This is a genomic window from Reyranella sp. GW821-FHT14A01 (assembly GCF_058803965.1).
Genome location: NZ_JBXAPM010000001.1, coordinates 136,979 through 155,156, shown reverse-complemented (window position 1 = coordinate 155,156; position 18,178 = coordinate 136,979). Strand labels below are relative to the sequence as shown.

Here is an 18,178-nt window from a genome sequence, read left to right as displayed (position 1 = left end):
GCTAGCGTCCGAACAGCATCGCGAGCCGGGCGCCCAATAGCTTCGCGATGAAGCTGAAGGCGAAGCTCTTGTGGGCCGGCACGTCCTTCGGGATCTTGTCCGGGTGGGGGGCGAACTTGGTGCAGATGCGCATGTCGAGCGGGCGCACGGCGCCGCGCAGACGGGCGCGAAACAGCGGCATCCAGTGCTTCGAATCGTCGAAACTCATCGCCAGCGCCGAATTGCAGCAGGTGGCGACCAGCCGGTTCGTCGCCGTCTTGTCGCGCAGCTTGAGCTTCGTCACGAGTTCGGCGCCGCGCGTGCAGCGGACGCGATCCTTGCGATAGAGGACGCAGGCGGTACCACCATCGGCCTCGAGCACCGGCGGCGCGTTGGGCAGCGCCTCGATACGTTGGCCGGCCTCCTGGCAATCGTCGCAGTAGCAGACGACGGACAGGATCGCGGGCTCGGTCGCTTCGTACTCGACCTTGCCGCAGGAACAGGCGAGGAGCGTCATGCGCCCATCCTCATGCAAGGGCCCGCAGGCCGGCACGCAGCGCATCGGGATCGTCGACCAGCTTCTCGACCTTCGCGTGCGCGCGCCGCCAGATGGGCAGCGCGGCGAGGAGCAGGCGATGGCCGGCGGGCGTCAGCACGAGCCGGCGGCCGCGGCGGTCCTTCGGATCGACTCTTGTCTCCACAAGGTCACGACGCTCGAGCGGCTTCAGCGCCGCGGTCAGCGTCGTGCGGTCCATCGCCAGAAAATCCGCAATCGCCCCTATGGACGCCGGTTCAGGCCGGTTGAGCGACATCAGCAGCGAGAACTGGCCGTTGGTGAGGTCGAGCGGCCGGAGCAGATCGTCGAAATGGCGCGCCAGCACGCGCGCCGTCCGCTGCGCGGCGAAGCACAGGCAACGATCGTATACGTGTAGCGTTGTATCTAACCGAACGGTTAAATTCTTTGACATGCGGTAATTGTGTTGATACCAACCCATCTCGTCAAGGCATAGCCAGGAGGAACGATCATGACCTACGTGCAAGGATTCGTGCTGCCGGTGCCAGCCGACAAGAAGGAAGCCTATCGCAAGGCCGCCGCGGACTTCTCGCCCATCGCCAAGGAATTCGGCGCGACGCGCCAGGTCGAGGCCTGGGGCGATGACGTGCCGGACGGCAAGCTCACCGACTTCAAGGGCGCGGTGAAAGCCAAGCCCGACGAGATCGTCGTCTTCTCGTGGATCGAGTTTCCCAGCAAGGAAGTGGCCGAGGCGGCCCATCAGAAGATCATGGTCGATCCGCGCATGCATGACATGGACATGCCCTTCGACGGCCAGCGCATGATCGTCGCCGGCTTCCAGCCGATCCTCGACGAGGCCGGCACGAAGGGCGGCAAGACCGGCTATGTCGACGGCTTCATCGCGGCGGTGCCGGCCGGCAACAAGCAGGCCTATCTCGACATGGCGAAGAAGGCCGCTTCGGTGTTCAAGGATTGCGGCGCGGTCCGCGTCGTCGAGACCTGGGGTGACAGCGTGCCCGACGGCAAGGTCACCGACTACAAGGGCGCGGTGAAGGCGACGCAAGACGAGAAGATCGTCTATTCGTGGGTCGAATGGCCGTCCAAGCAGGTGCGCGACGAAGGCTGGAAGAAGATGATGGAAGACGAGCGCATGAAGAACCACCAGATGCCGTTCGACGGCAAGCGGATGATCTACGGCGGCTTCTCCCCGATCCTCGACGTATAAGGGGTGATGTAATGGCCATCGCGAAGAACACGATCTGCATCTGGTTCGACAAGGACGCGGAAGAAGCCGCCCGCTTCTACGAAAAGACCTTCCCCGACACCAAGGTGAGCGCCGTCCACCGCGCGCCGAGCGACTACCCGTCCGGCAAGAAGGGCGACGTGCTGACCGTCCAGTTCACGGTCTGCGGCATCCCCTGCATCGGCCTCAACGGTGGGCCGGTGTTCAAGCAGACGGAGGCCTTCTCGTTCCAGATCGCGACCGATAACCAGGAAGAGACCGACCGCTACTGGAACGCCATCGTGGGCAATGGCGGCCAGGAAAGTGCCTGCGGCTGGTGCAAGGATAAATGGGGCCTGTCGTGGCAGATTACGCCGCGCACGCTCACCGAGGCGATGGCCGCCGGCGGCGACGAGGCCAGGCGTGCCTTCGAGGCGATGATGGACATGCGGAAGATCGACGTCGCCAAGATCGACGCGGCGCGGAAGGGCTGAACTCGCTGGGGGCGCGCGACCCCAGTCGCGCGTCATTCACTTGCACAGGAAGATCGCGCCACTGGAGTGGCGCGCCCCCAGCAATCGCCTAACTCAAACCTGGGCGCGCTCCTCGCGGACCTTCCACAGCAGGATGAAGCCGAGCACCAGGAAGAACAGCACGCTGGCCATGCCGATGCGGGTCGAGTCGGTCGCCGTGGTGACGATGCCGATGGCGAGCGGCGCCATCCACGCGGTGGCGCGGCCCGACAGCGCGAACAGCCCGTAGAACTCGCCGGTCATGCCGGGCGGCGCGATGCGGCCGACCATGGTGCGGCTGGCCGCCTGCATCGGCCCCATGCAGAAGCCGAGGAGCAGCGCGAAGCCCATCAGCGTCTTCTCCTGCACCGACCCGAACAGGCCGCGTGTCGGGCTGATCGGATCGACCTGTATGAAGAAAAGAACATGCGTGGCCGTAACGCCGACGATGCCCAGCGTCGCCAAGATCACGCCGGCGATGGCGAACTGCACCGTGCGCTTGCTGCCGATCCAGTCGTCGAGCTTGCCGCCGAGAAAGGCGCCGGGGATCGCGAAGACGGTCAGGATGATGCCGAAGATGCCTAGGGTCACCGTGCTCCAGCCGAAGGTCGCGGCGGCATAGACGCCACCGAAGGCGATGATGGCGGCGAGCCCGTCATTGTAGAGCATGAAGGAAATGAGATAGCGCAGCACGTTGCCGAAGCGCGGGACGCGTTTCAGCGTCGACACGAGCGAGCGGCCGCCTTCGCGCGCGGCGACGAGCAGCGGCTGTCGGCGCGCACCGGCGGAATCCGGCGTGAACAGGAACATCGGCAGCACGAAGATCATGATCCACAGCGCCGATGCCGGACCGACCAGGCGCTCGAGCTCGTGGCTCGCCGGATCGAGGCCGAACAGCGGCCGGTCGTTCGATGCCGCGAGCCCGAACATCGCGGGCATGGACACGGCGAGCACCACGAACAGCGAGACCAGGCCGCCGCAATAGCCCAGGCCCCAGCCGAAGCCGCTCAGCCAGCCCATGCGCTCGGGCCGCACGATGTTGGGGAGCTGGGAATTGTTGAACACGATCGACATCTCGGCGCCGATCGTGGCCAGGATGACGGCCCAGCTGACCGGCAGGATGAGGTCGGGCCGGTTGGGATAGGCGAACCACAGGCCCGCGCATCCCACCATGAGCAGGAGCTGGAAGAAGAAGATGTAGGGCTTCCGTCGGCCGCCGGCATCGGCCATGGCGCCGAGGAAGGGGCTCATCAGCGCGATCAGGATGCCCGAGGCCGACTGCGTGAAGGCCCAGGCCGATTGCCCCTTCACCGGATCGCCCACCAGCACGTTGGCGAAGTAGGGCGCGAAGATGAAGGTGGTGATGATGGTGAAGAAGGGCTGGTTGGCCCAGTCGAACAACGCCCAGCTGAACTGGCCGAGCTTCGAGGCTTCACGGCCAGAATCATTCATTGGCTGGATACTCATACGAGTTCGACTTGTGTGTACCGACGAGCTCCAACGGCCAGGCGTCGATCATGGGTGATGAGAGAAGCATCGAGCACCTCGGCCAAGGCGACATACATCGCATCGTAAGCGCTGAAGTTGTTTCGCAGCATCCAGACGCGCGGCAAGAGGAAATCGTGCCGATGCCGGCGAATGGGAAACGCCATGAAGTCTTCCAGGGCGGCCTGTCCCCGCGCCTCATCGATATGCCCCGACAAGGCAAATCGGCGAATGACCTGCGCGATCTCCGCATCGAGGAGATGTGGTGCGTGCAGTGCCTCAGGCGTGCTCAGCAAGCGGGCCTCTACTGCAATACCCAAGGGAGTTCGCAAGAGGACCTCGAGCAAGGCCGAAGCGTCGACGACAATCACCTGCTGTCGCGTTCGGCCCGCACGGCATCCGCCGTATCGACAGGCAACGCGACGGTCGACCGACGTGCCAACCGCGCACGTAGTTCCTCGATCGTCGGCTGTTCAGCCACTTCCCGGATCTGCTGCAGCAGATAGTCGGACAGGGACATGCCGGCCAATGCCGCTCGCGACTTGAGGCGGCGATGCAGCGTGTCGGGCACGTTGCGAATCTGGATCATTGTCGACATGCGAAAACGCTAATCACATGTGCATCACATGTCAACGAACAGGGACGCGCCGCTGGAGCTGCCAGATCGCGTCCCGGTTGGTCGGCGAGAAGACCTTCTTCATGGCCTCCTGCCAGGGCAGCCAGAGCTGGGCGACATGTTCGGCCGGATCGAGGGTCGCCACGGTCTGCTCGGAGACCTGGAAGCCGAACACGTGCTCGACATTGTGGGTGACGTCCGGCGCATAGCGCGCCCGCCACTGCGCCCAGATCTCGTAGCGGTTGGTCTGTCGCCAATCCGTGAGCGTGCCGACCGCGAGGCCGGTCTCTTCCAGCAGCTCGCGGCGGGCCGTCGCCTCGAGGTCCGGGTCGTCCAGCTCGCGCGAGCCGGTCACGGACTGCCATAGCCCCGTCCCCGTGCGCTCCAGCAAGAGCACGTCCAGCCGGGGCGTATGGACCACCACCAACACCGATTCGGGGATCTTGAAGGCCATGAAGCAGCATAGCCGGAACATTGACTCCGGGCCTCCCAACGCTATGGTCCGGCGGCATTTTTCGAGGGATTTTCGATGAGCAAGCAGCTGCAGACCGCGATCGACGCGGCATGGGAAGCGCGTGACGGCATCAACAGCGCCACCAAGGGCGAGGTCCGTGACGCGGTCGAGGCGGCGATCGCCGGCCTCGACGACGGCACCTACCGCACCGCCGAGAAGTTTGGCGACGAGTGGGTCGTGCACCAGTGGCTGAAGAAGGCCGTGCTGCTCTCCTTCCGCCTCTACGATTCGGTCCCGATGGACGGCGGCGCTAGCTTCCCGGGCATGGGCGCCGCACCGTGGTTCGACAAGGTGCCGCTCAAGACCACCGGCTGGGATGCCGCCCGCTTCGCCAAGGCGAACTACCGCTCGGTCCCCGGCTCGGTCGTGCGCCGCGGCTCCTACATCGCCCCGTCGGTCGTGCTGATGCCGTCCTTCGTGAACCTCGGCGCCTATGTCGATACCGGCACCATGGTCGACACCTGGGCGACGGTCGGCTCCTGCGCCCAGATCGGCAAGAACTGCCACCTGTCGGGCGGCGTCGGCATCGGCGGCGTGCTCGAGCCGCTGCAGGCCAACCCGGTCATCATCGAAGACAATTGCTTCATCGGCGCCCGCTCCGAGGTCGTCGAGGGCGTGATCGTCGGTACCGGCGCGGTGCTCTCGATGGGCGTGTTCATCAGCGCCACCACCAAGGTGGTCGATCGCTCGACCGGCCAGATCCACATCGGCAAGGTGCCGCCGTACTCCGTCGTCGTGCCCGGCAACATCGGCGGCGGCCCGGACCGTCCCTCGACCTACTGCGCCGTGATCGTGAAGACCGTCGACGAGCGTACGCGTTCGAAGACCTCGATCAACGAACTGCTGCGCGACTAGCCCGCGCGACGGGCGTCAGCCGGCGTGGCGCTTCCACTCCGGCTGGGCCCGCAGATGCGCGCCCTCCTTGGCGAGGATCTTCGACGTGCGTTCGGGCGCGAAGCCCAGTTCGACGAAGGCGGGGCCGACATTGGCCACCTCGCGATACTCGGCGATCTTGCCGTCTCGCAATTTCATCATCGAGCAGCCCTCGAAACCGACGCGCTTGCCTTCGGCACCGGGCAGCTTCGAGACGTAGCTGAACGTGTAATAGGCGTAGAGCATCTTGCCGTCGCTGACCGGCCGGTGCATCTCCCAGCGGAACTCGTGGGCAGTGCGATAGAACCAGTCGTCGATCAATTCGGCGATCCGCCCGTGGCCCTTGAAGTCGCCGTAGAACACGTCGTGATAGACGCCGTCGTCGGTGAAGAGGCTCGCGAGTCCCTTGCCGTCGCGGCGCTCCACGGCCGAGCAGAACGATTTCAGCAGTTCTGACGTATCCATGCTTATTCCTCCCGTACGGCCATAATCATGACTAGACTGGCGGCCGCGGCAAAGGAGAACTGGCATGAGCTCATGGATCTTCCTCGGCATCGTCGTCGCCATCGGCCTGTGGCTGATCGCCGTCTATAACGGCCTCGTCGGCGGCCGCAACCAGGCGCAGACGGCGTGGAGCCAGATCGACGTGCAGCTGAAGCGTCGGCACGATCTCATTCCCAACCTGGTGCAGGTGGTGAAGGACGCCATGGGCTACGAGCAGGAGACGCTCACCAAGGTGATCCAGGCCCGCAACAACGCCGTTACGGCGAGCGGCAACGCGGCACAGTCCGGGCCGGCCGAGGCGGCGCTCAGCCAGGCGACGCACGGCCTGTTCGCGCTGATGGAGAACTATCCGCAGCTCAAGGCCAACGACAATGTCATGCAGCTCCAGGAAGAGCTCACGACCACCGAGAACAAGATCGCCTTCGCGCGCCAGTTCTACAACGACTCGGTGAACACCTATAACACCCGCCGCCAGAGCTTCCCCGCCGTGCTGGCCGCCGCATCGCTGGGCTTCGGGCCGATGGACCTGTTCAACATGCCGGAGAGCGAGCGCGAAGTGCCGAAGGTCGCGCTACGCTGATTGGGCAAGGCGCATGAGCGCCACCACCGACTTCGTCGCCGCGCAGGAGCAGAACCGCCGCAACACGATGGTGCTGCTGGCGGTCCTGACCGTGCTGGCCGCTGGCATCGGCTATCTGGTCGGCGCGCTGCTCGAAGGCGAATCCTCCGGCGCCTTGCCGGCGGTCAGCCAGGTCGGCATCGCGGGTGCCGGGTTGATGGCAGCCGTCAGCATCGGCTGGAGCGCAATCTCGCTGGCGGTCGGCGACAGGATGGTGCTGTCGATGGCCGGCGCGAAGGTGATCGAGAAGCAGGACGCGCCGCAGCTCTACAACGTGGTCGAGGAGATCTCGATCGCCGCCGGCGTGCCGATGCCCCGGGTTATGGTGCTGGAGACCGATGCGCTGAACGCCTTCGCCACCGGCAACCGGATCGGCAGCGGCACCATTGCCGTGACGCGCGGCCTGCTGGACACGCTCAGCCGCGACGAGCTGCAGGGCGTAGTGGCGCACGAGATGGCGCATCTCCGCAATCTCGACACACGCTACATGGTCGTGGTCGGCGTCACCGTCGGCCTGATCGCGCTGGTCTGCGACATGGCGCTGCGCACGATGAACTGGGGCTCGATGCGCAGCAGCGACCGCAAGGGCAATTCCGGCGGCGGCATCCTGATCATCGTCCTGCTGGTGGTCGCGATCCTGGCGCCGCTCGCGGCCAAGGCGGTGCAGATGGCGGTGTCGCGGCAGCGCGAGTATCTTGCCGATGCGACCTCCGTGCAGTTCACGCGCAATCCCAACGGCCTCATCTCCGCGCTGGGCAAGCTGGCGGAGAAGGCGGCGCCCTTTCCCGGAGTGAGTCGTGCCACGCAGCATCTCTTCATCGTCAACCCGATCCAGCAGTTCACTTCGAAGACGCCGGCGCTTCTTGCCACGCATCCCGATATCGAGGATCGCATCGCTCGCCTGCGCAATCTGGGCGCTTAACACCGGTCTCGCGGCGGCCTTCGACCTGCAGGGCCATCGCGGCGCCCGCGGGCTGGCGCCCGAGAATACGCTGGCCGGTTTCAAGGTCGCGCAGGATCTCGGCGTCACGACGCTCGAGACCGACCTCGCGGTGACGCGCGACGGGGTCGTCGTCCTCAGCCACGATCCGGTCCTCAATCCCGACCTGACGCGCGGACCGGACGGGCAGTGGCTCGCGGCACCGGGCCCGGCCATCCGCACGCTCACGTTGGACGAGCTGAAGCGCTACGACATCGGCCGCGTGAACCCGGCCAGCAAGTACGCCCAGCAGTTCCCCGACCAGAAGCCGGTCGACGGCCAGCGCTTCCCGACCCTCGCCGAGTTCTTCGCGCAGGCCTCGCCCGAGGTCCGTTTCAATATCGAGCTCAAGACCGACCCGGCCAAGCCCGACCTGACGCTCGACCCGGCGGCCTTCGCGGCGGTCGCCGTTGAGGGCATCCGCAAGGGGAAGGCGGAAGCGCGCACGACGCTGCAATCGTTCGACTGGCGCGGCCTGATCGAGGCAAGGAAGCTGGCCCCGGAGATCGCGACGGCCTGCCTCACCATCGAGAGCACCAACTTCGACACGGTGCAGCGCGCCAGCGGCCGGCCCTCGCCCTGGTTGGGCGGGCTCGACCTGGCGGCTCAGGGCGGGTCGGTCCCCAAGCTGGCCAAGGAAGCCGGTTGCACGACCTGGTCGCCCTTCTGGCGCAACGTCACCGCGGAGAACGTGAAGGAAGCCCAGGCGATCGGCCTCATAGTCGTGCCCTGGACCGTGAACGCGCCGGCCGAGATGACACGCCTGATCGACCTGGGTGTCGACGGGCTGATCACGGACTACCCCGACCGTGGGGCGCAGATTCTCAGCTCTAAAGGGCTAAAAGCCCGCTAGGCGGTTGACTCCGGCCGCCCTGTGTTCTGTATACAGACATGCGGCCGATCCTTCCCGAACCTGATCTTTCCGAGCGTATCCACGATTCGGTGCTGGAGGCGATCTGCTCCGGCGAGCTGAAATCGGGCGCCCGAATCACGCAGGAAGAGATCGCCCAACAGTTCGGCGTGTCCCGCCAGCCGGTCCTGCAGGCCATGATGCTGCTGCGCCGCGAGGGCTTCCTGATCGATGCCGGCCGCAAGGGCGTCTGCGTCGCCCCGCTCGACGTGCAGCAGGCCCGCAATCTCTACGTGGTCCGCGCCGCCCTCGACGGCGCCGCCGCACGCCTCGCCGCCTCGAACTACACGCCACACCTCGTGCAACGCGGCCGCGCCCTGCTCGATGTCGGCCGGCGCGCCGTGGCGAGCCGCTATGTGCCGTCGGTCATCGAAGCCGACATCGATTTTCATCTTTTCGTCTACGAGGCCTCAGGCAATCCCGTGATCGGCGAGACCGCCCAGCAGCACTGGCAGCATCTGCGCCGGGTGATGGCGGCGGCCTTGAGCGAAGAGGATCTGAGAGTCAGTGTATGGGACGAACACGAGGGCATCCTGCGCGCGCTCGAAGCGGGCCAGGCCGCCGAGGCCGAAGCGCTCTGCCGCGGTCATGCCGAGCAGATGGCCGACATTCTCACGGGACGATTGAAAGTCGTGATTTCCCGCGCCGCCTGAAGACGGCGCTCACTACAAGCAAAGACTGAGAAGCCAAGGAGGAACCGCCATGAAGCTCACCTCTGAGCAGCTGAAGCAATTCGACGAAGAGGGCTATCTCTTCTTCCCCGAGTATTTCTCGCCGGAAGAGACCAAGATCCTGAAATCCTCGGTGCCCGAGGTCTTCGCTCAGCGCCGCCCCGAGAACATCCGCGAGAAGTCCGGCGATGTGGTGCGCACCGCCTTCGCGGTCCACACCTATCATCCGGTGTTCGAGGCGCTGATCCATCATCCGCGCTTCGTGGAGCCGGCCGAGCAGCTCCTGAAGGACAAGACCTACATCCACCAGTTCAAGATCAACGGTAAGGCCGCCTTCGACGGCGATGTCTGGCAGTGGCACCAGGACTACGGCACCTGGAAGGCCGACGACGACATGCCCGAGGCCCGTGCCATGAACCTTGCGGTGTTCATCGACGAGGTGAACGAGTTCAACGGTCCTCTGTGGTTCATTCCCAAGAGCCACAAGAAGGGCGCGATCGAGGCCAGCCACGACCTCACCACGACGTCGTATCCGCTGTGGACGATCGACAACGACACCATCGCCAAGCTGGTCGACCAGGGCGGCATCGTCGCGCCCAAGGGCGGGCCGGGCTCGGCGATCTTCTTCCACGGCACGCTGGTCCATGGCAGCGGGCCCAACATGTCGCCCTGGGATCGCCAGATCATCTATGTGACCTACAATTCGGTGAGCAACGCGATCCGCCGCTTCAAGCGGCCGGACTACATCGCGCACCGCGACTTCACGCCGATCGATGCCTGGGAAGACGATGCGGTGATCCGCGCCGTCAACCGCAAGGTCGCGGCGGAATAGATTAAGAAACTTCGGAGGAAACAATGAGTCTCCATCGCATGCTTCAGGCCCGCGCGGCCGAAGCCAATCCGCTGCGCATCGGCGTCATCGGCGCCGGCAAGTTCGGCTCGATGTACCTGTCGCAGATCCCGACGACGCCGGGCATCCATCTGCTGGGCATCGCCGACCTCTCGCCCGACCGCGCCCGCGAGAACCTGGCGCGACTGGGCTGGAAGCCCGACGTGACGTCGGCCAGCTCGTTCGCCGACGCGCGCAAGCACGGCAGCACCTACCTCACCGACGACTGGCGCGCGCTGGTCAGCCATCCCGAGATCGACATCATCGTCGAATCGACCGGCGATCCGATCGCCGCCGTCGAGCATGCGCTCGAAGCCTTCAGGCACGGCAAGAGCGTCGTCATGGTGACCGTGGAGGCCGACGCCTTCTGCGGCCCGCTGCTGGCCAAGCGCGCCGCTGCCGCCGGCGTGATCTACTCGCTGGCGTACGGCGACCAGCCGGCGCTGATCTGCGAGCTGGTCGACTGGGCGCGCACCTCGGGCTTCGAGGTGACCGCGGCCGGCCGCGGCCACAAGTGGCTGCCGCACTTCGCGCAGTCGACGCCCGAGACCGTATGGAAATACTGGGGCCTCAACGAGGAACAGGCCAAGCGCGGCGGCCTGAACCCCAAGATGTTCAACTCCTTCCTCGACGGCTCCAAGCCCGCCATCGAGAGCACCGCCGTCGCCAATGCGACCGGCCTCACGCCGGCGCCGGACGGCCTCGCCTTCCCGCCGTGTTCCGTGGAGGACCTGCCCTTCGTGATGCGACCGGTCTCCGAGGGCGGCCAGCTCCACCACAAGGGCCAGGTCGAAGTGGCCTCGTCGCTGGAGAAGGACGGGCGCGCCATCCCCTACGAGATCCGCAAGGGTGTGTGGGTCGTGTTCGAGGCGGCCACCGAGTACCAGAGGAACTGCTTCGAGGAATACATGCTCTGCACCGACCCGAGCGGCCGGTATTCCGTCATGTACAAGCGCTGGCACCTGATCGGCCTCGAGGTCGGCATGTCGGTCGCCTCGATCGGCCTGCGCAAGGAGCCGACCGGCACGCCGATCGGCTTCCACGCCGACGTCATCGCGACCGCCAAGCGCGACCTGAAGCCCGGCGAGATCCTGGACGGCGAGGGCGGCTACACGGTCTACGGCAAGCTCTTCCCGTCGGAGAAGTCGACCGGCCTCGGCAGCCTGCCGCTCGGCCTCGCGCACAACGTCAAGCTGGTGAAGCCGATCAAGGCCGGCCAGTCGCTGACCTACGCCGACGTCGTGATGGACGAGTCGCTGACCGCCGTGAAGCTGCGCCGCGAGATGGAGCGCGACTTCGCGCCGGCCGCGTCGAAGATCGCGGCACAATAAAAGCTTTCCTCCCCCGTCAGCGGGGGAGGTGGCGGCGTCTTACGCCGACGGAGGGCTCATGGCCTTGCGGCTCCCATGACCCCATTGCCCCGTAGGACGGGGCACTTCCCCATTTGAATGGGGAAGGAAGCGCTCCACGCTTTCATTCGCCGTCATATAACTTTCATATGAAATCCATCTGAACGAAAAAGGTGGTCTGCAATGTTCATTCGAACATGCAGACCGAACGCGACAGCAAGAAACCCCTCGATACGGCCCTTCTGGCCGACGATCGCGCGCGGGCCATCGTGGAGCTGGTCCACCGCGACGGTTTCCAGGCCATCGAGGCGCTGGCCCTCCAGTTCGGTGTCACGCCGCAGACGATCCGGCGCGACGTGAACCTGCTCTGCGACCGCGGCCTGCTGCGCCGGCGCCATGGCGGCGTCGAGTTGCCGCCCGACGGTGAGAACCTCGCCTATCCCGCCCGCCAGGTCCTGAACATCGACGCCAAGCGCCGCATCGCCCGGCTCGTGGCCCGCGAAGTGCCCGATGGCGCCTCGCTGTTCTTCGGCATCGGCACCACGCCCGAGCAATGTGCGCTGGCGCTGGCCGACCATGCCGGCCTGCGCGTTATGACCAACAACCTCAACGTCGCGCTGGCGCTGAGCCGCAGCGCCTCCTGCGAGATCACGGTCGCCGGCGGCCGCCTGCGCAACCTCGACCGCGACGTGGTGGCGGGCGAGGCGCACGGCTTCTTCGGCCAGTTCGCCGCCGACATCGGCATCTACGGCGTCGGCGGAGTCGCCGAGGACGGCACGCTGCTCGATTTCAGCACCGACGAGGTGACGATGCGCAGCGCCTTGGCGCAGTATTGCCGTCAGCGTTTCCTGGTCCTCGATCATTCCAAGTTCGGCCGCGGCGCCACCGTGCGCGGCGGCACCATCACCGAGGCGAGCGCCGTCTTCACCGATCGCCCGGTGCCCGATGCCATTGCTGGAAAGCTGCGCGATGCCGGCGTCCGTCTCGTCACCTGGTCCGATGAAACCGCGTCCAACGAGTCGACAAGTCAAACAAGGAAGGGTTGATCTCATGTTGAAACAACTGGCCTTTGCGGCCGCCCTGGGCATCGCCGTCGTCACGAACATCTCGGGCGCCGCCGCCCAGCAGCGGGCCATCTGCTACAACTGCCCGCCGGAATGGGCCGACTGGGGCTCGCAGCTCAAGGCCATTCAGTCCAAGCTCGGCATCCAGGTGCCGCCGGACAACAAGAATTCCGGCCAGGCCATCGCCGCGCTGATCGCGGAGAAGGGCAGCCCGGTGGCCGACGTCACCTATCTCGGCGGCATCGCGGCCGACCCGGCCAAGGATGCCGGCGTGCTGACGCCCTACAAGCCGAAGAACTGGGAGAAGATCCCGGCCGACCTCAAGGATGCCGACGGCAACTGGTTCACCATTCATTCCGGCACCTTGGGCCTGTTCGTGAACAAGGCCGCGCTCGGCAACAAGCCGGTGCCGCAGAGCTGGGCCGACCTGCTGAAGCCCGAATACAAGGGCATGGTGGGCTACCTCGATCCGACGTCGGCGGCCGTCGGCCAGCTCGGCGTGATGGCGATCAACCTCGCGCTGGGCGGCACCTACGACAATCTCGATCCGGCCATCAAGTTCTTCAAGGAACTGGCCAAGAACCAGCCGATCGTGCCGAAGCAGACTTCGTATGCCCGCGTGATCTCGGGCGAGATCCCGATCCTGCTCGACTACGACTTCAACGCCTATCGCGGCCAGTACACCGACAAGGCGCCGGTGCAGTTCGTCATCCCGAAGGAAGGCACGCTGGTGTTCCCCTACGTGATGGCGCTGGTGAACAAGAGCCCGAACGCGGAGAACGGCAAGAAGGTCCTCGACTTCGTCCTGTCCGACGAGAGTCAGGCGATGTGGGGCAATGCCTATCTGCGCCCGGTCTTCGCCGACCGGCTCTCGGCCGAGGCCAAGGCCAAGTTCCTGCCCGACGCGGAATATGCCCGCGCCAAGGCCGTCGACCTGAAGAGCCTCGCCAAGGCGCAGCCGCAGATCGTCGAGCGCTACCGCAAGGAAGTGAACTGACGCTCGCCAAGCCAGCGACAACGCAGCGGGGCGGCCTCATGGCCGCCCCGTTTCCGCTCGTTTGAGGAACCCGCCAACCATGCGGCACGAAGTCCGCCGACTGATCCTTCTGCTGCTGCCGGCTGGCATCGTCTTCGCGGCGTTCTTCCTGCTGCCGATGGCGCGGCTGTTCTTCATCGGCGGCAGCGGCAAGACCGGCTGGGCGGCCTATGCCGCGATCCTCACCGACTCGCTCTATCTCAGCAGTCTCGCCTCGACGCTCGCCGTTGCAGCGGCAACGACAGCAGCGACGCTGGTGATCAGCGGCATCTCCGGCCTGTTCCTGCAGCGCCACAAGTTTCCCGGCAACGCCCTTCTCGTGTCGATGCTGACCTTCCCGCTCGCCTTCCCGGGCGTGGTGATCGGCTTCATGGTGATCATGCTGGCCGGCCGTCAGGGGCTGATCGGCACCGTCACGCAGGCCCTGACCGGCGAAAAGCTGGTCTTTGCCTACACGCTCTCCGGCCTGTTCATGGGCTACGTCTACTTCTCCATCCCGCGCACCATCCTCACCGTGATGGCCGCCGCCGAGAAGCTCGACCCGAAGCTCGAGGAGGCGGCGCGGTCACTCGGCGCCTCGCCGTGGCGCGTGCTGCTCGATGTGATCATCCCCGGCCTGAAGCCTGCCTTCATCTCGGCCGGCGCGATCTGCTTTGCGACGGCGGTCGGCGCGTTCGGCACCGCCTTTACCTTGGCCGCCAAGATCAACGTGCTGCCGATGGTGATCTACACCGAGTTCACTTTGTCGGCGAACATCGCCATGGCGGCGGCGCTGAGCTTCGTACTGGGCATCGTCACTTGGCTGGTGCTGGCGGTGGCGCGCACGGCCGCCGGCTCCAGCGTCGCGGCGGCGGGCTGACATGAAGCGCCGCGGCCTCTTCTATCTGCAGCTTGGTTTCACCTTGCTGGTCTGCGCCTTCCTGGTCGTGCCGGTGATCCTGTCGATCATGGCCGGCCTCACCGTGAACTACTTCGTCGGCATCGAGAGCGGCCTCACCCTGCGCTGGGTGATGGAAGTGTGGAACGGCTATCGCGACACGATCTTCCTCTCGATCGGCCTGTCGCTCGCCTGCCTCGCGGTCACTTTGGTGATCGGCGTCCCGGCCGCCTATGTACTGGCCAAGCGGCAGAACGCGCTGACCCGCGCGCTGGAGGAGATGCTGGTGCTGCCGGTGGCGGTGCCGGGGCTGGCGACCGCGCTGGCATTGATCGTCACCTATGGCAGCCTGTCGGGCTTCCGGACCTCATGGGCCTTCATCCTGGTGGGCCACGTGCTCTTCACCCTGCCCTTCATGGTGCGCAGCGTGCTGGCGGTGCTGAGCGCCATCGACCTCAAGACGCTCGAGGAAGGCGCGGCCTCGCTGGGCGCCGGCTTCTGGCCGCGCTTCCGCGACATCGTGCTGCCGAACTGCCGGCAGGGCATCCTCGCGGGCTCGCTGATGGTGGTGACGCTCTCCATGGGCGAATTCAACATGACCTGGCTGCTGCACACGCCCTTCACCAAGACGCTGCCGGTGGGCCTCGCCGACGCTTACGCCTCGCTGCGGCTGGAAGTGGGCAGCGCCTACACGCTCGTGTTCTTCCTGATGATCATGCCGCTGCTGCTGGCGCTGCAGGCCTTCGCCAAGCCGCGCCCCGCGAAGTTCGTGGCAGAGGACGCTGAATGACCGACGCCGGCAACAAACCCGTTTCCATTGCTCTGACGAACTGCGCCAAGACTTTCCCCGACGGCACCAAGGCGCTGGAGCCGCTCGACCTCGCCATCCATGCCGGCGAGACCGTCGTTTTCCTGGGTCCCTCGGGCTGCGGCAAGACCACGACCCTGCGCATCATTGCGGGCCTCGAAGAGCCGGATGCCGGCGGCAAGGTGCTGTTCGACGGCGTCGACGTCACGCACCTGCCGATCGAGCAGCGCAATGTCGGCATGGTGTTCCAGTCCTACGCCCTGTTCCCCAACATGACGGTGGCCGGCAACATCGGCTACGGCCTGCGAATCCGGAGGGTGCCCGAACCGCAGATCAAGGCGCGCGTCTCCGAGATGCTGGCGATGATGCAGATCACGCGGCTCGCCGACCGCCGCATCGACCAGCTCTCGGGCGGCCAGCGCCAGCGCGTGGCACTGGCCCGCGCCATCGCCGTACGCCCGCGCGCACTGCTCCTCGACGAGCCGCTGACGGCGCTGGATGCCAAGCTGCGCGACACGCTGCGCCTGGAGATCGATTCGCTGCTGCGCTCGCTCGGCATCACGGCGATCTACGTCACCCACGACCAGGCCGAGGCGATGGCCCTCGGTGATCGCATCGTCGTCATGGAGCATGGCCGGGTCGCGCAGATCGGCAAGCCGCGCGAGATCTACCAGCGCCCGGCCACGCGCTTCGTCGCCGAGTTCATCGGCACGATGAATCGCCTGACCGGCTCGGTGAGCAATGGCACCTTCACCTGCAAGGCGGGCCATATCGCCTGGCCCGAGGCGCCGGCGACCGCGACCGAGATCCTGTTCCGGCCGGAGGATATCCGCGTCGTCGAGGGACACGAGACGGCGGCCCTGCAGGGCAAGGTGGCGGCGGCCTTCTTCCTCGGCGATCACACGCGGCTGTTCGTGGACGTGGGCGAAGCACAGCCGCTGGTGATGGAGAGCACGGCGCGGCGCGATTTCAGCCATGGCGACGCGGTGGGTCTAGCCGTCGACCCGCGCGGCCTGCTGGTTCTGTAAGGACGTGGACATGTTGATTGCACAGATCACCGACACCCATATCAAGCTGCCCGGCAAACTCGCCTACGGGAAGGTCGACACGGCTGCGATGCTGAGGCGCTGTGTGCAGGAGCTGCTGGCGCTGGCGCCGCAGCCCGACCTCATCCTGCTGACCGGCGACCTCGTCGATCTCGGTCGACCGGAGGAATACGCGCATCTGAAGTCGATCCTGGTGCCGATCAAACAGCGCATCATTGCCATTCCCGGCAATCACGACGACCGGGAGGCGATGCGCGAGGCCTTCCGCAGCGAAGGCTACCTGCCGGAGCAGGGCCCGTTCCTGCAGTTCGTCCTCGACGACTATCCGCTGCGCATCGTCGGCCTGGACACGTTGATTCCTGGCGAGGGTGGCGGTGAGCTGTGCGCCGCGCGACTCGACTGGCTGGACAGGGCCCTGCTCGAGAAGCGATATGCCCCCACGCTCGTGCTGATGCATCATCCGCCCTTCGTCACCGGCATCGGCCACATGGACAAGCTCGGCCTTTCGGGCCGCGATGCCTTCGCCGCCATCATGGAGCGCCATCGCCAGGTCGAACTCATCCTGTGCGGCCATCTCCATCGCACGATCCGCGCCCAGGTCGGCGGCCGCCCGGCGCTGACCTGCCCCAGCCCGGCCCATCAGGTCGCGCTCGACATCCGTCCCGATGCACCGAGCTGCTTCCGCATGGAGCCGCCGGGCTACATGCTGCACTGGTGGAACGGCGGTCAGCTGGTGACCCACACCGCCGTCATCGGCGACTATGACGGGCCGTACCCGTTCTTCGGTCCCGACGGCAAGCTCATCGACTGAACACGGGCCCGTGCGAAGGCACCGGGCGAGATGCCGACCCGTCGGCGAAAGGCCGTGCTGAAGGCGCTGGCGGATTCGTAGCCGATCTCCTCGGCGAGCCGGTCGAGCGGTTTACCGCCGCGGCTGAGGGCATCCTGCGCGAGCGCCATTCGCCAGCGCGAAAGATATTCCATCGGCGCGCAGCCAAGCGTTTCGGAGAAGCGGGCAGCGAAGGCCGAGCGCGACATGCTAGCGAGCCGCGCCAGTCCCGCCACCGTCCAGCCGGCGCGAACATTGTCGTGCATCGCGCGCAAGGCGCCGACCAGGGACGGGTCGCGCAGTCCCGCCAGCAGGCCCGCCGGCAATGCTTCCTGGCCGATGCCGGGTTGCCGCAGGCACTCCACCAGCATGACCTCGAGCAGGCGCGGCAGGATCATCTCGCGGCCGGGCCGGTCGGCCTCGCATTCCTCGCGCAGCAGGTGGACAAGGCGCGCGAGGCGGGACGTGTCGCTCTCGGCCGCGCGGACATGGATGATGCGCGGCAGCAGGCCGGTCAGCAGCGCGGCGTTGACCGGCTCGATCCGGAAGGCGCCGCCCAACATCTGCACGTCGGGCTCGCCGTCCGGATCGCCGTGCCGGACGGGCTTGTCCGATGGCTCGACCCGCGCGCACGCGACACCGGGATGGCTGAACAGCGCGAAAGCGGGCGTCGCGGGCAGCAGCACGAAGTCGCCGCGCTCCAGCAGGACCGGCTCCTCGCCGTCGAGGGCGAGCCAGCATTGGCCGGCCAGGACGAGGGCAAAGCCCGGCTGTTCGTAGGCGTCGTAGCGCACGCCCCAGCGTCCCCGGCCGGTGATCGGTTTCGACAGGGCGGCGTAGGGGCGCAGCAGGCCGATGACGTCGCTGAACGGGTCCATTTTG

At 66.3% G+C, this 18,178-nt stretch carries 23 protein-coding genes; 15 read left to right on the top strand and 8 right to left on the bottom strand.

Going from position 1 to position 18,178, the window contains the following annotated elements; all coding sequences use genetic code 11:
- Window position 1 precedes the first annotated feature (1 nt).
- On the bottom strand, window positions 2–496 hold the full coding sequence (locus tag AC1ROX_RS00795) for a GFA family protein (protein WP_493121488.1): 495 nt from the start codon (window positions 494–496) through the stop codon (window positions 2–4).
- A gap of 10 nt (window positions 497–506) precedes the next feature.
- Complete coding sequence (locus AC1ROX_RS00790) at window positions 507–947, bottom strand: MarR family winged helix-turn-helix transcriptional regulator (RefSeq protein ID WP_493122502.1); 441 nt, start codon at window positions 945–947, stop codon at window positions 507–509.
- 57 nt (window positions 948–1,004) lie between these two features.
- On the opposite strand from AC1ROX_RS00790, the gene AC1ROX_RS00785 reads away from it, so the two are divergent.
- Both AC1ROX_RS00785 and AC1ROX_RS00780 read left to right on the top strand, forming a co-directional pair.
- A complete protein-coding gene (locus tag AC1ROX_RS00785) occupies window positions 1,005–1,718 on the top strand; it encodes a DUF1428 domain-containing protein (protein WP_493121487.1) in 714 nt (237 codons plus the stop codon).
- 11 nt (window positions 1,719–1,729) lie between these two features.
- Window positions 1,730–2,209 carry a VOC family protein gene (locus AC1ROX_RS00780; protein ID WP_493121485.1) on the top strand — a complete coding sequence of 160 codons (480 nt, stop codon included), beginning with the start codon at window positions 1,730–1,732 and terminating at the stop codon, window positions 2,207–2,209.
- Between the two features lie 93 nt (window positions 2,210–2,302).
- On the opposite strand, the gene AC1ROX_RS00775 is transcribed toward AC1ROX_RS00780, so the two are convergent.
- Genes AC1ROX_RS00775 through nudB form a run of 4 tightly spaced genes read right to left on the bottom strand, consistent with a single transcriptional unit; the run spans window position 2,303 to window position 4,782 of the window.
- Window positions 2,303–3,679: an MFS transporter gene (locus AC1ROX_RS00775; RefSeq protein WP_493121484.1), complete on the bottom strand. Its 1,377-nt coding sequence runs from the start codon at window positions 3,677–3,679 to the stop codon at window positions 2,303–2,305.
- Between the two features lie 11 nt (window positions 3,680–3,690).
- Entirely contained in the window at window positions 3,691–4,083 is a 393-nt protein-coding gene (locus AC1ROX_RS00770) for a type II toxin-antitoxin system VapC family toxin (RefSeq protein WP_493121482.1), read from the bottom strand.
- Entirely contained in the window at window positions 4,080–4,301 is a 222-nt protein-coding gene (locus AC1ROX_RS00765; protein ID WP_493121481.1) for a FitA-like ribbon-helix-helix domain-containing protein, read from the bottom strand. Before AC1ROX_RS00765 ends, AC1ROX_RS00770 begins: the two co-directional genes overlap by 4 nt.
- 40 nt (window positions 4,302–4,341) lie before the next feature.
- A complete protein-coding gene (gene nudB, locus AC1ROX_RS00760; protein ID WP_493121479.1) occupies window positions 4,342–4,782 on the bottom strand; it encodes a dihydroneopterin triphosphate diphosphatase in 441 nt (146 codons plus the stop codon).
- 75 nt (window positions 4,783–4,857) lie between these two features.
- Between nudB and dapD the strand changes: the two genes are divergently transcribed.
- A complete protein-coding gene (dapD, locus tag AC1ROX_RS00755) occupies window positions 4,858–5,697 on the top strand; it encodes a 2,3,4,5-tetrahydropyridine-2,6-dicarboxylate N-succinyltransferase (protein WP_493121477.1) in 840 nt (279 codons plus the stop codon).
- Window positions 5,698–5,712: 15 nt separating this feature from the next.
- Here dapD and AC1ROX_RS00750 read toward each other — a convergent pair whose 3' ends face one another.
- Window positions 5,713–6,180: a nuclear transport factor 2 family protein gene (locus tag AC1ROX_RS00750; protein ID WP_493121475.1), complete on the bottom strand. Its 468-nt coding sequence runs from the start codon at window positions 6,178–6,180 to the stop codon at window positions 5,713–5,715.
- Window positions 6,181–6,244: 64 nt separating this feature from the next.
- Here AC1ROX_RS00750 and AC1ROX_RS00745 point away from each other — a divergent pair, with 64 nt between their 5' ends.
- From AC1ROX_RS00745 to AC1ROX_RS00690, 12 genes are all read left to right on the top strand, one after another.
- On the top strand, window positions 6,245–6,799 hold the full coding sequence (locus AC1ROX_RS00745) for a LemA family protein (protein ID WP_493121474.1): 555 nt from the start codon (window positions 6,245–6,247) through the stop codon (window positions 6,797–6,799).
- A 13-nt stretch (window positions 6,800–6,812) separates the two neighbouring features.
- On the top strand, window positions 6,813–7,760 hold the full coding sequence (locus tag AC1ROX_RS00740) for a M48 family metallopeptidase (RefSeq protein ID WP_493121472.1): 948 nt from the start codon (window positions 6,813–6,815) through the stop codon (window positions 7,758–7,760).
- Window positions 7,702–8,670 (top strand): glycerophosphodiester phosphodiesterase, encoded by a 969-nt coding sequence (locus AC1ROX_RS00735; RefSeq protein WP_493121470.1) that lies wholly within the window; start codon window positions 7,702–7,704, stop codon window positions 8,668–8,670. The genes AC1ROX_RS00740 and AC1ROX_RS00735 overlap by 59 nt, the downstream gene beginning before the upstream one ends.
- A 38-nt stretch (window positions 8,671–8,708) precedes the next feature.
- Window positions 8,709–9,380, top strand: coding sequence for a GntR family transcriptional regulator (locus tag AC1ROX_RS00730; protein WP_493121469.1), 672 nt, complete (start codon window positions 8,709–8,711; stop codon window positions 9,378–9,380).
- 49 nt (window positions 9,381–9,429) lie between these two features.
- Complete coding sequence (locus AC1ROX_RS00725; protein WP_493109054.1) at window positions 9,430–10,230, top strand: phytanoyl-CoA dioxygenase family protein; 801 nt, start codon at window positions 9,430–9,432, stop codon at window positions 10,228–10,230.
- A 23-nt stretch (window positions 10,231–10,253) separates the two neighbouring features.
- A complete protein-coding gene (locus AC1ROX_RS00720; RefSeq protein WP_493121467.1) occupies window positions 10,254–11,618 on the top strand; it encodes an NAD(P)H-dependent oxidoreductase in 1,365 nt (454 codons plus the stop codon).
- Window positions 11,619–11,833: 215 nt separating this feature from the next.
- Complete coding sequence (locus AC1ROX_RS00715) at window positions 11,834–12,682, top strand: DeoR/GlpR family DNA-binding transcription regulator (RefSeq protein WP_493121465.1); 849 nt, start codon at window positions 11,834–11,836, stop codon at window positions 12,680–12,682.
- Between the two features lie 7 nt (window positions 12,683–12,689).
- Window positions 12,690–13,697 (top strand): extracellular solute-binding protein, encoded by a 1,008-nt coding sequence (locus AC1ROX_RS00710; RefSeq protein WP_493122501.1) that lies wholly within the window; start codon window positions 12,690–12,692, stop codon window positions 13,695–13,697.
- Between the two features lie 79 nt (window positions 13,698–13,776).
- The gene (locus AC1ROX_RS00705) at window positions 13,777–14,595 is read left to right on the top strand and encodes an ABC transporter permease (RefSeq protein WP_493121463.1); all 819 of its coding nucleotides are present in this window, start codon (window positions 13,777–13,779) and stop codon (window positions 14,593–14,595) included.
- A gap of 1 nt (window position 14,596) precedes the next feature.
- A complete protein-coding gene (locus tag AC1ROX_RS00700; protein WP_493121462.1) occupies window positions 14,597–15,403 on the top strand; it encodes an ABC transporter permease in 807 nt (268 codons plus the stop codon).
- A complete protein-coding gene (locus tag AC1ROX_RS00695) occupies window positions 15,400–16,449 on the top strand; it encodes an ABC transporter ATP-binding protein (protein ID WP_493121460.1) in 1,050 nt (349 codons plus the stop codon). The genes AC1ROX_RS00700 and AC1ROX_RS00695 overlap by 4 nt, the downstream gene beginning before the upstream one ends.
- 10 nt (window positions 16,450–16,459) lie before the next feature.
- Window positions 16,460–17,278: a phosphodiesterase gene (locus tag AC1ROX_RS00690; RefSeq protein ID WP_493121458.1), complete on the top strand. Its 819-nt coding sequence runs from the start codon at window positions 16,460–16,462 to the stop codon at window positions 17,276–17,278.
- Here the strand turns inward: AC1ROX_RS00690 and AC1ROX_RS00685 are convergent.
- On the bottom strand, window positions 17,227–18,174 hold the full coding sequence (locus tag AC1ROX_RS00685; RefSeq protein ID WP_493121457.1) for an AraC family transcriptional regulator: 948 nt from the start codon (window positions 18,172–18,174) through the stop codon (window positions 17,227–17,229). The two genes, AC1ROX_RS00690 and AC1ROX_RS00685, sit on opposite strands and share 52 nt — an antisense overlap.
- Between the last annotated feature and the right edge of the window lie 4 nt (window positions 18,175–18,178).

Coding starts and splice junctions, on each gene's coding strand:
- AC1ROX_RS00695 (WP_493121460.1), top strand. CDS start 15,400: ATGACCGACGCCGGCAACAAACCCGTTTCCATTGCTCTGACGAACTGC.
- AC1ROX_RS00715 (WP_493121465.1), top strand. CDS start 11,834: ATGCAGACCGAACGCGACAGCAAGAAACCCCTCGATACGGCCCTTCTG.
- AC1ROX_RS00730 (WP_493121469.1), top strand. CDS start 8,709: ATGCGGCCGATCCTTCCCGAACCTGATCTTTCCGAGCGTATCCACGAT.
- dapD (WP_493121477.1), top strand. CDS start 4,858: ATGAGCAAGCAGCTGCAGACCGCGATCGACGCGGCATGGGAAGCGCGT.
- AC1ROX_RS00740 (WP_493121472.1), top strand. CDS start 6,813: ATGAGCGCCACCACCGACTTCGTCGCCGCGCAGGAGCAGAACCGCCGC.
- AC1ROX_RS00720 (WP_493121467.1), top strand. CDS start 10,254: ATGAGTCTCCATCGCATGCTTCAGGCCCGCGCGGCCGAAGCCAATCCG.
- AC1ROX_RS00775 (WP_493121484.1), bottom strand. CDS start 3,679: ATGAATGATTCTGGCCGTGAAGCCTCGAAGCTCGGCCAGTTCAGCTGG.
- AC1ROX_RS00790 (WP_493122502.1), bottom strand. CDS start 947: ATGTCAAAGAATTTAACCGTTCGGTTAGATACAACGCTACACGTATAC.
- AC1ROX_RS00765 (WP_493121481.1), bottom strand. CDS start 4,301: ATGATCCAGATTCGCAACGTGCCCGACACGCTGCATCGCCGCCTCAAG.
- AC1ROX_RS00795 (WP_493121488.1), bottom strand. CDS start 496: ATGACGCTCCTCGCCTGTTCCTGCGGCAAGGTCGAGTACGAAGCGACC.
- nudB (WP_493121479.1), bottom strand. CDS start 4,782: ATGGCCTTCAAGATCCCCGAATCGGTGTTGGTGGTGGTCCATACGCCC.
- AC1ROX_RS00685 (WP_493121457.1), bottom strand. CDS start 18,174: ATGGACCCGTTCAGCGACGTCATCGGCCTGCTGCGCCCCTACGCCGCC.
- AC1ROX_RS00690 (WP_493121458.1), top strand. CDS start 16,460: ATGTTGATTGCACAGATCACCGACACCCATATCAAGCTGCCCGGCAAA.
- AC1ROX_RS00780 (WP_493121485.1), top strand. CDS start 1,730: ATGGCCATCGCGAAGAACACGATCTGCATCTGGTTCGACAAGGACGCG.
- AC1ROX_RS00785 (WP_493121487.1), top strand. CDS start 1,005: ATGACCTACGTGCAAGGATTCGTGCTGCCGGTGCCAGCCGACAAGAAG.
- AC1ROX_RS00750 (WP_493121475.1), bottom strand. CDS start 6,180: ATGGATACGTCAGAACTGCTGAAATCGTTCTGCTCGGCCGTGGAGCGC.
- AC1ROX_RS00745 (WP_493121474.1), top strand. CDS start 6,245: ATGAGCTCATGGATCTTCCTCGGCATCGTCGTCGCCATCGGCCTGTGG.
- AC1ROX_RS00705 (WP_493121463.1), top strand. CDS start 13,777: ATGCGGCACGAAGTCCGCCGACTGATCCTTCTGCTGCTGCCGGCTGGC.
- AC1ROX_RS00725 (WP_493109054.1), top strand. CDS start 9,430: ATGAAGCTCACCTCTGAGCAGCTGAAGCAATTCGACGAAGAGGGCTAT.
- AC1ROX_RS00700 (WP_493121462.1), top strand. CDS start 14,597: ATGAAGCGCCGCGGCCTCTTCTATCTGCAGCTTGGTTTCACCTTGCTG.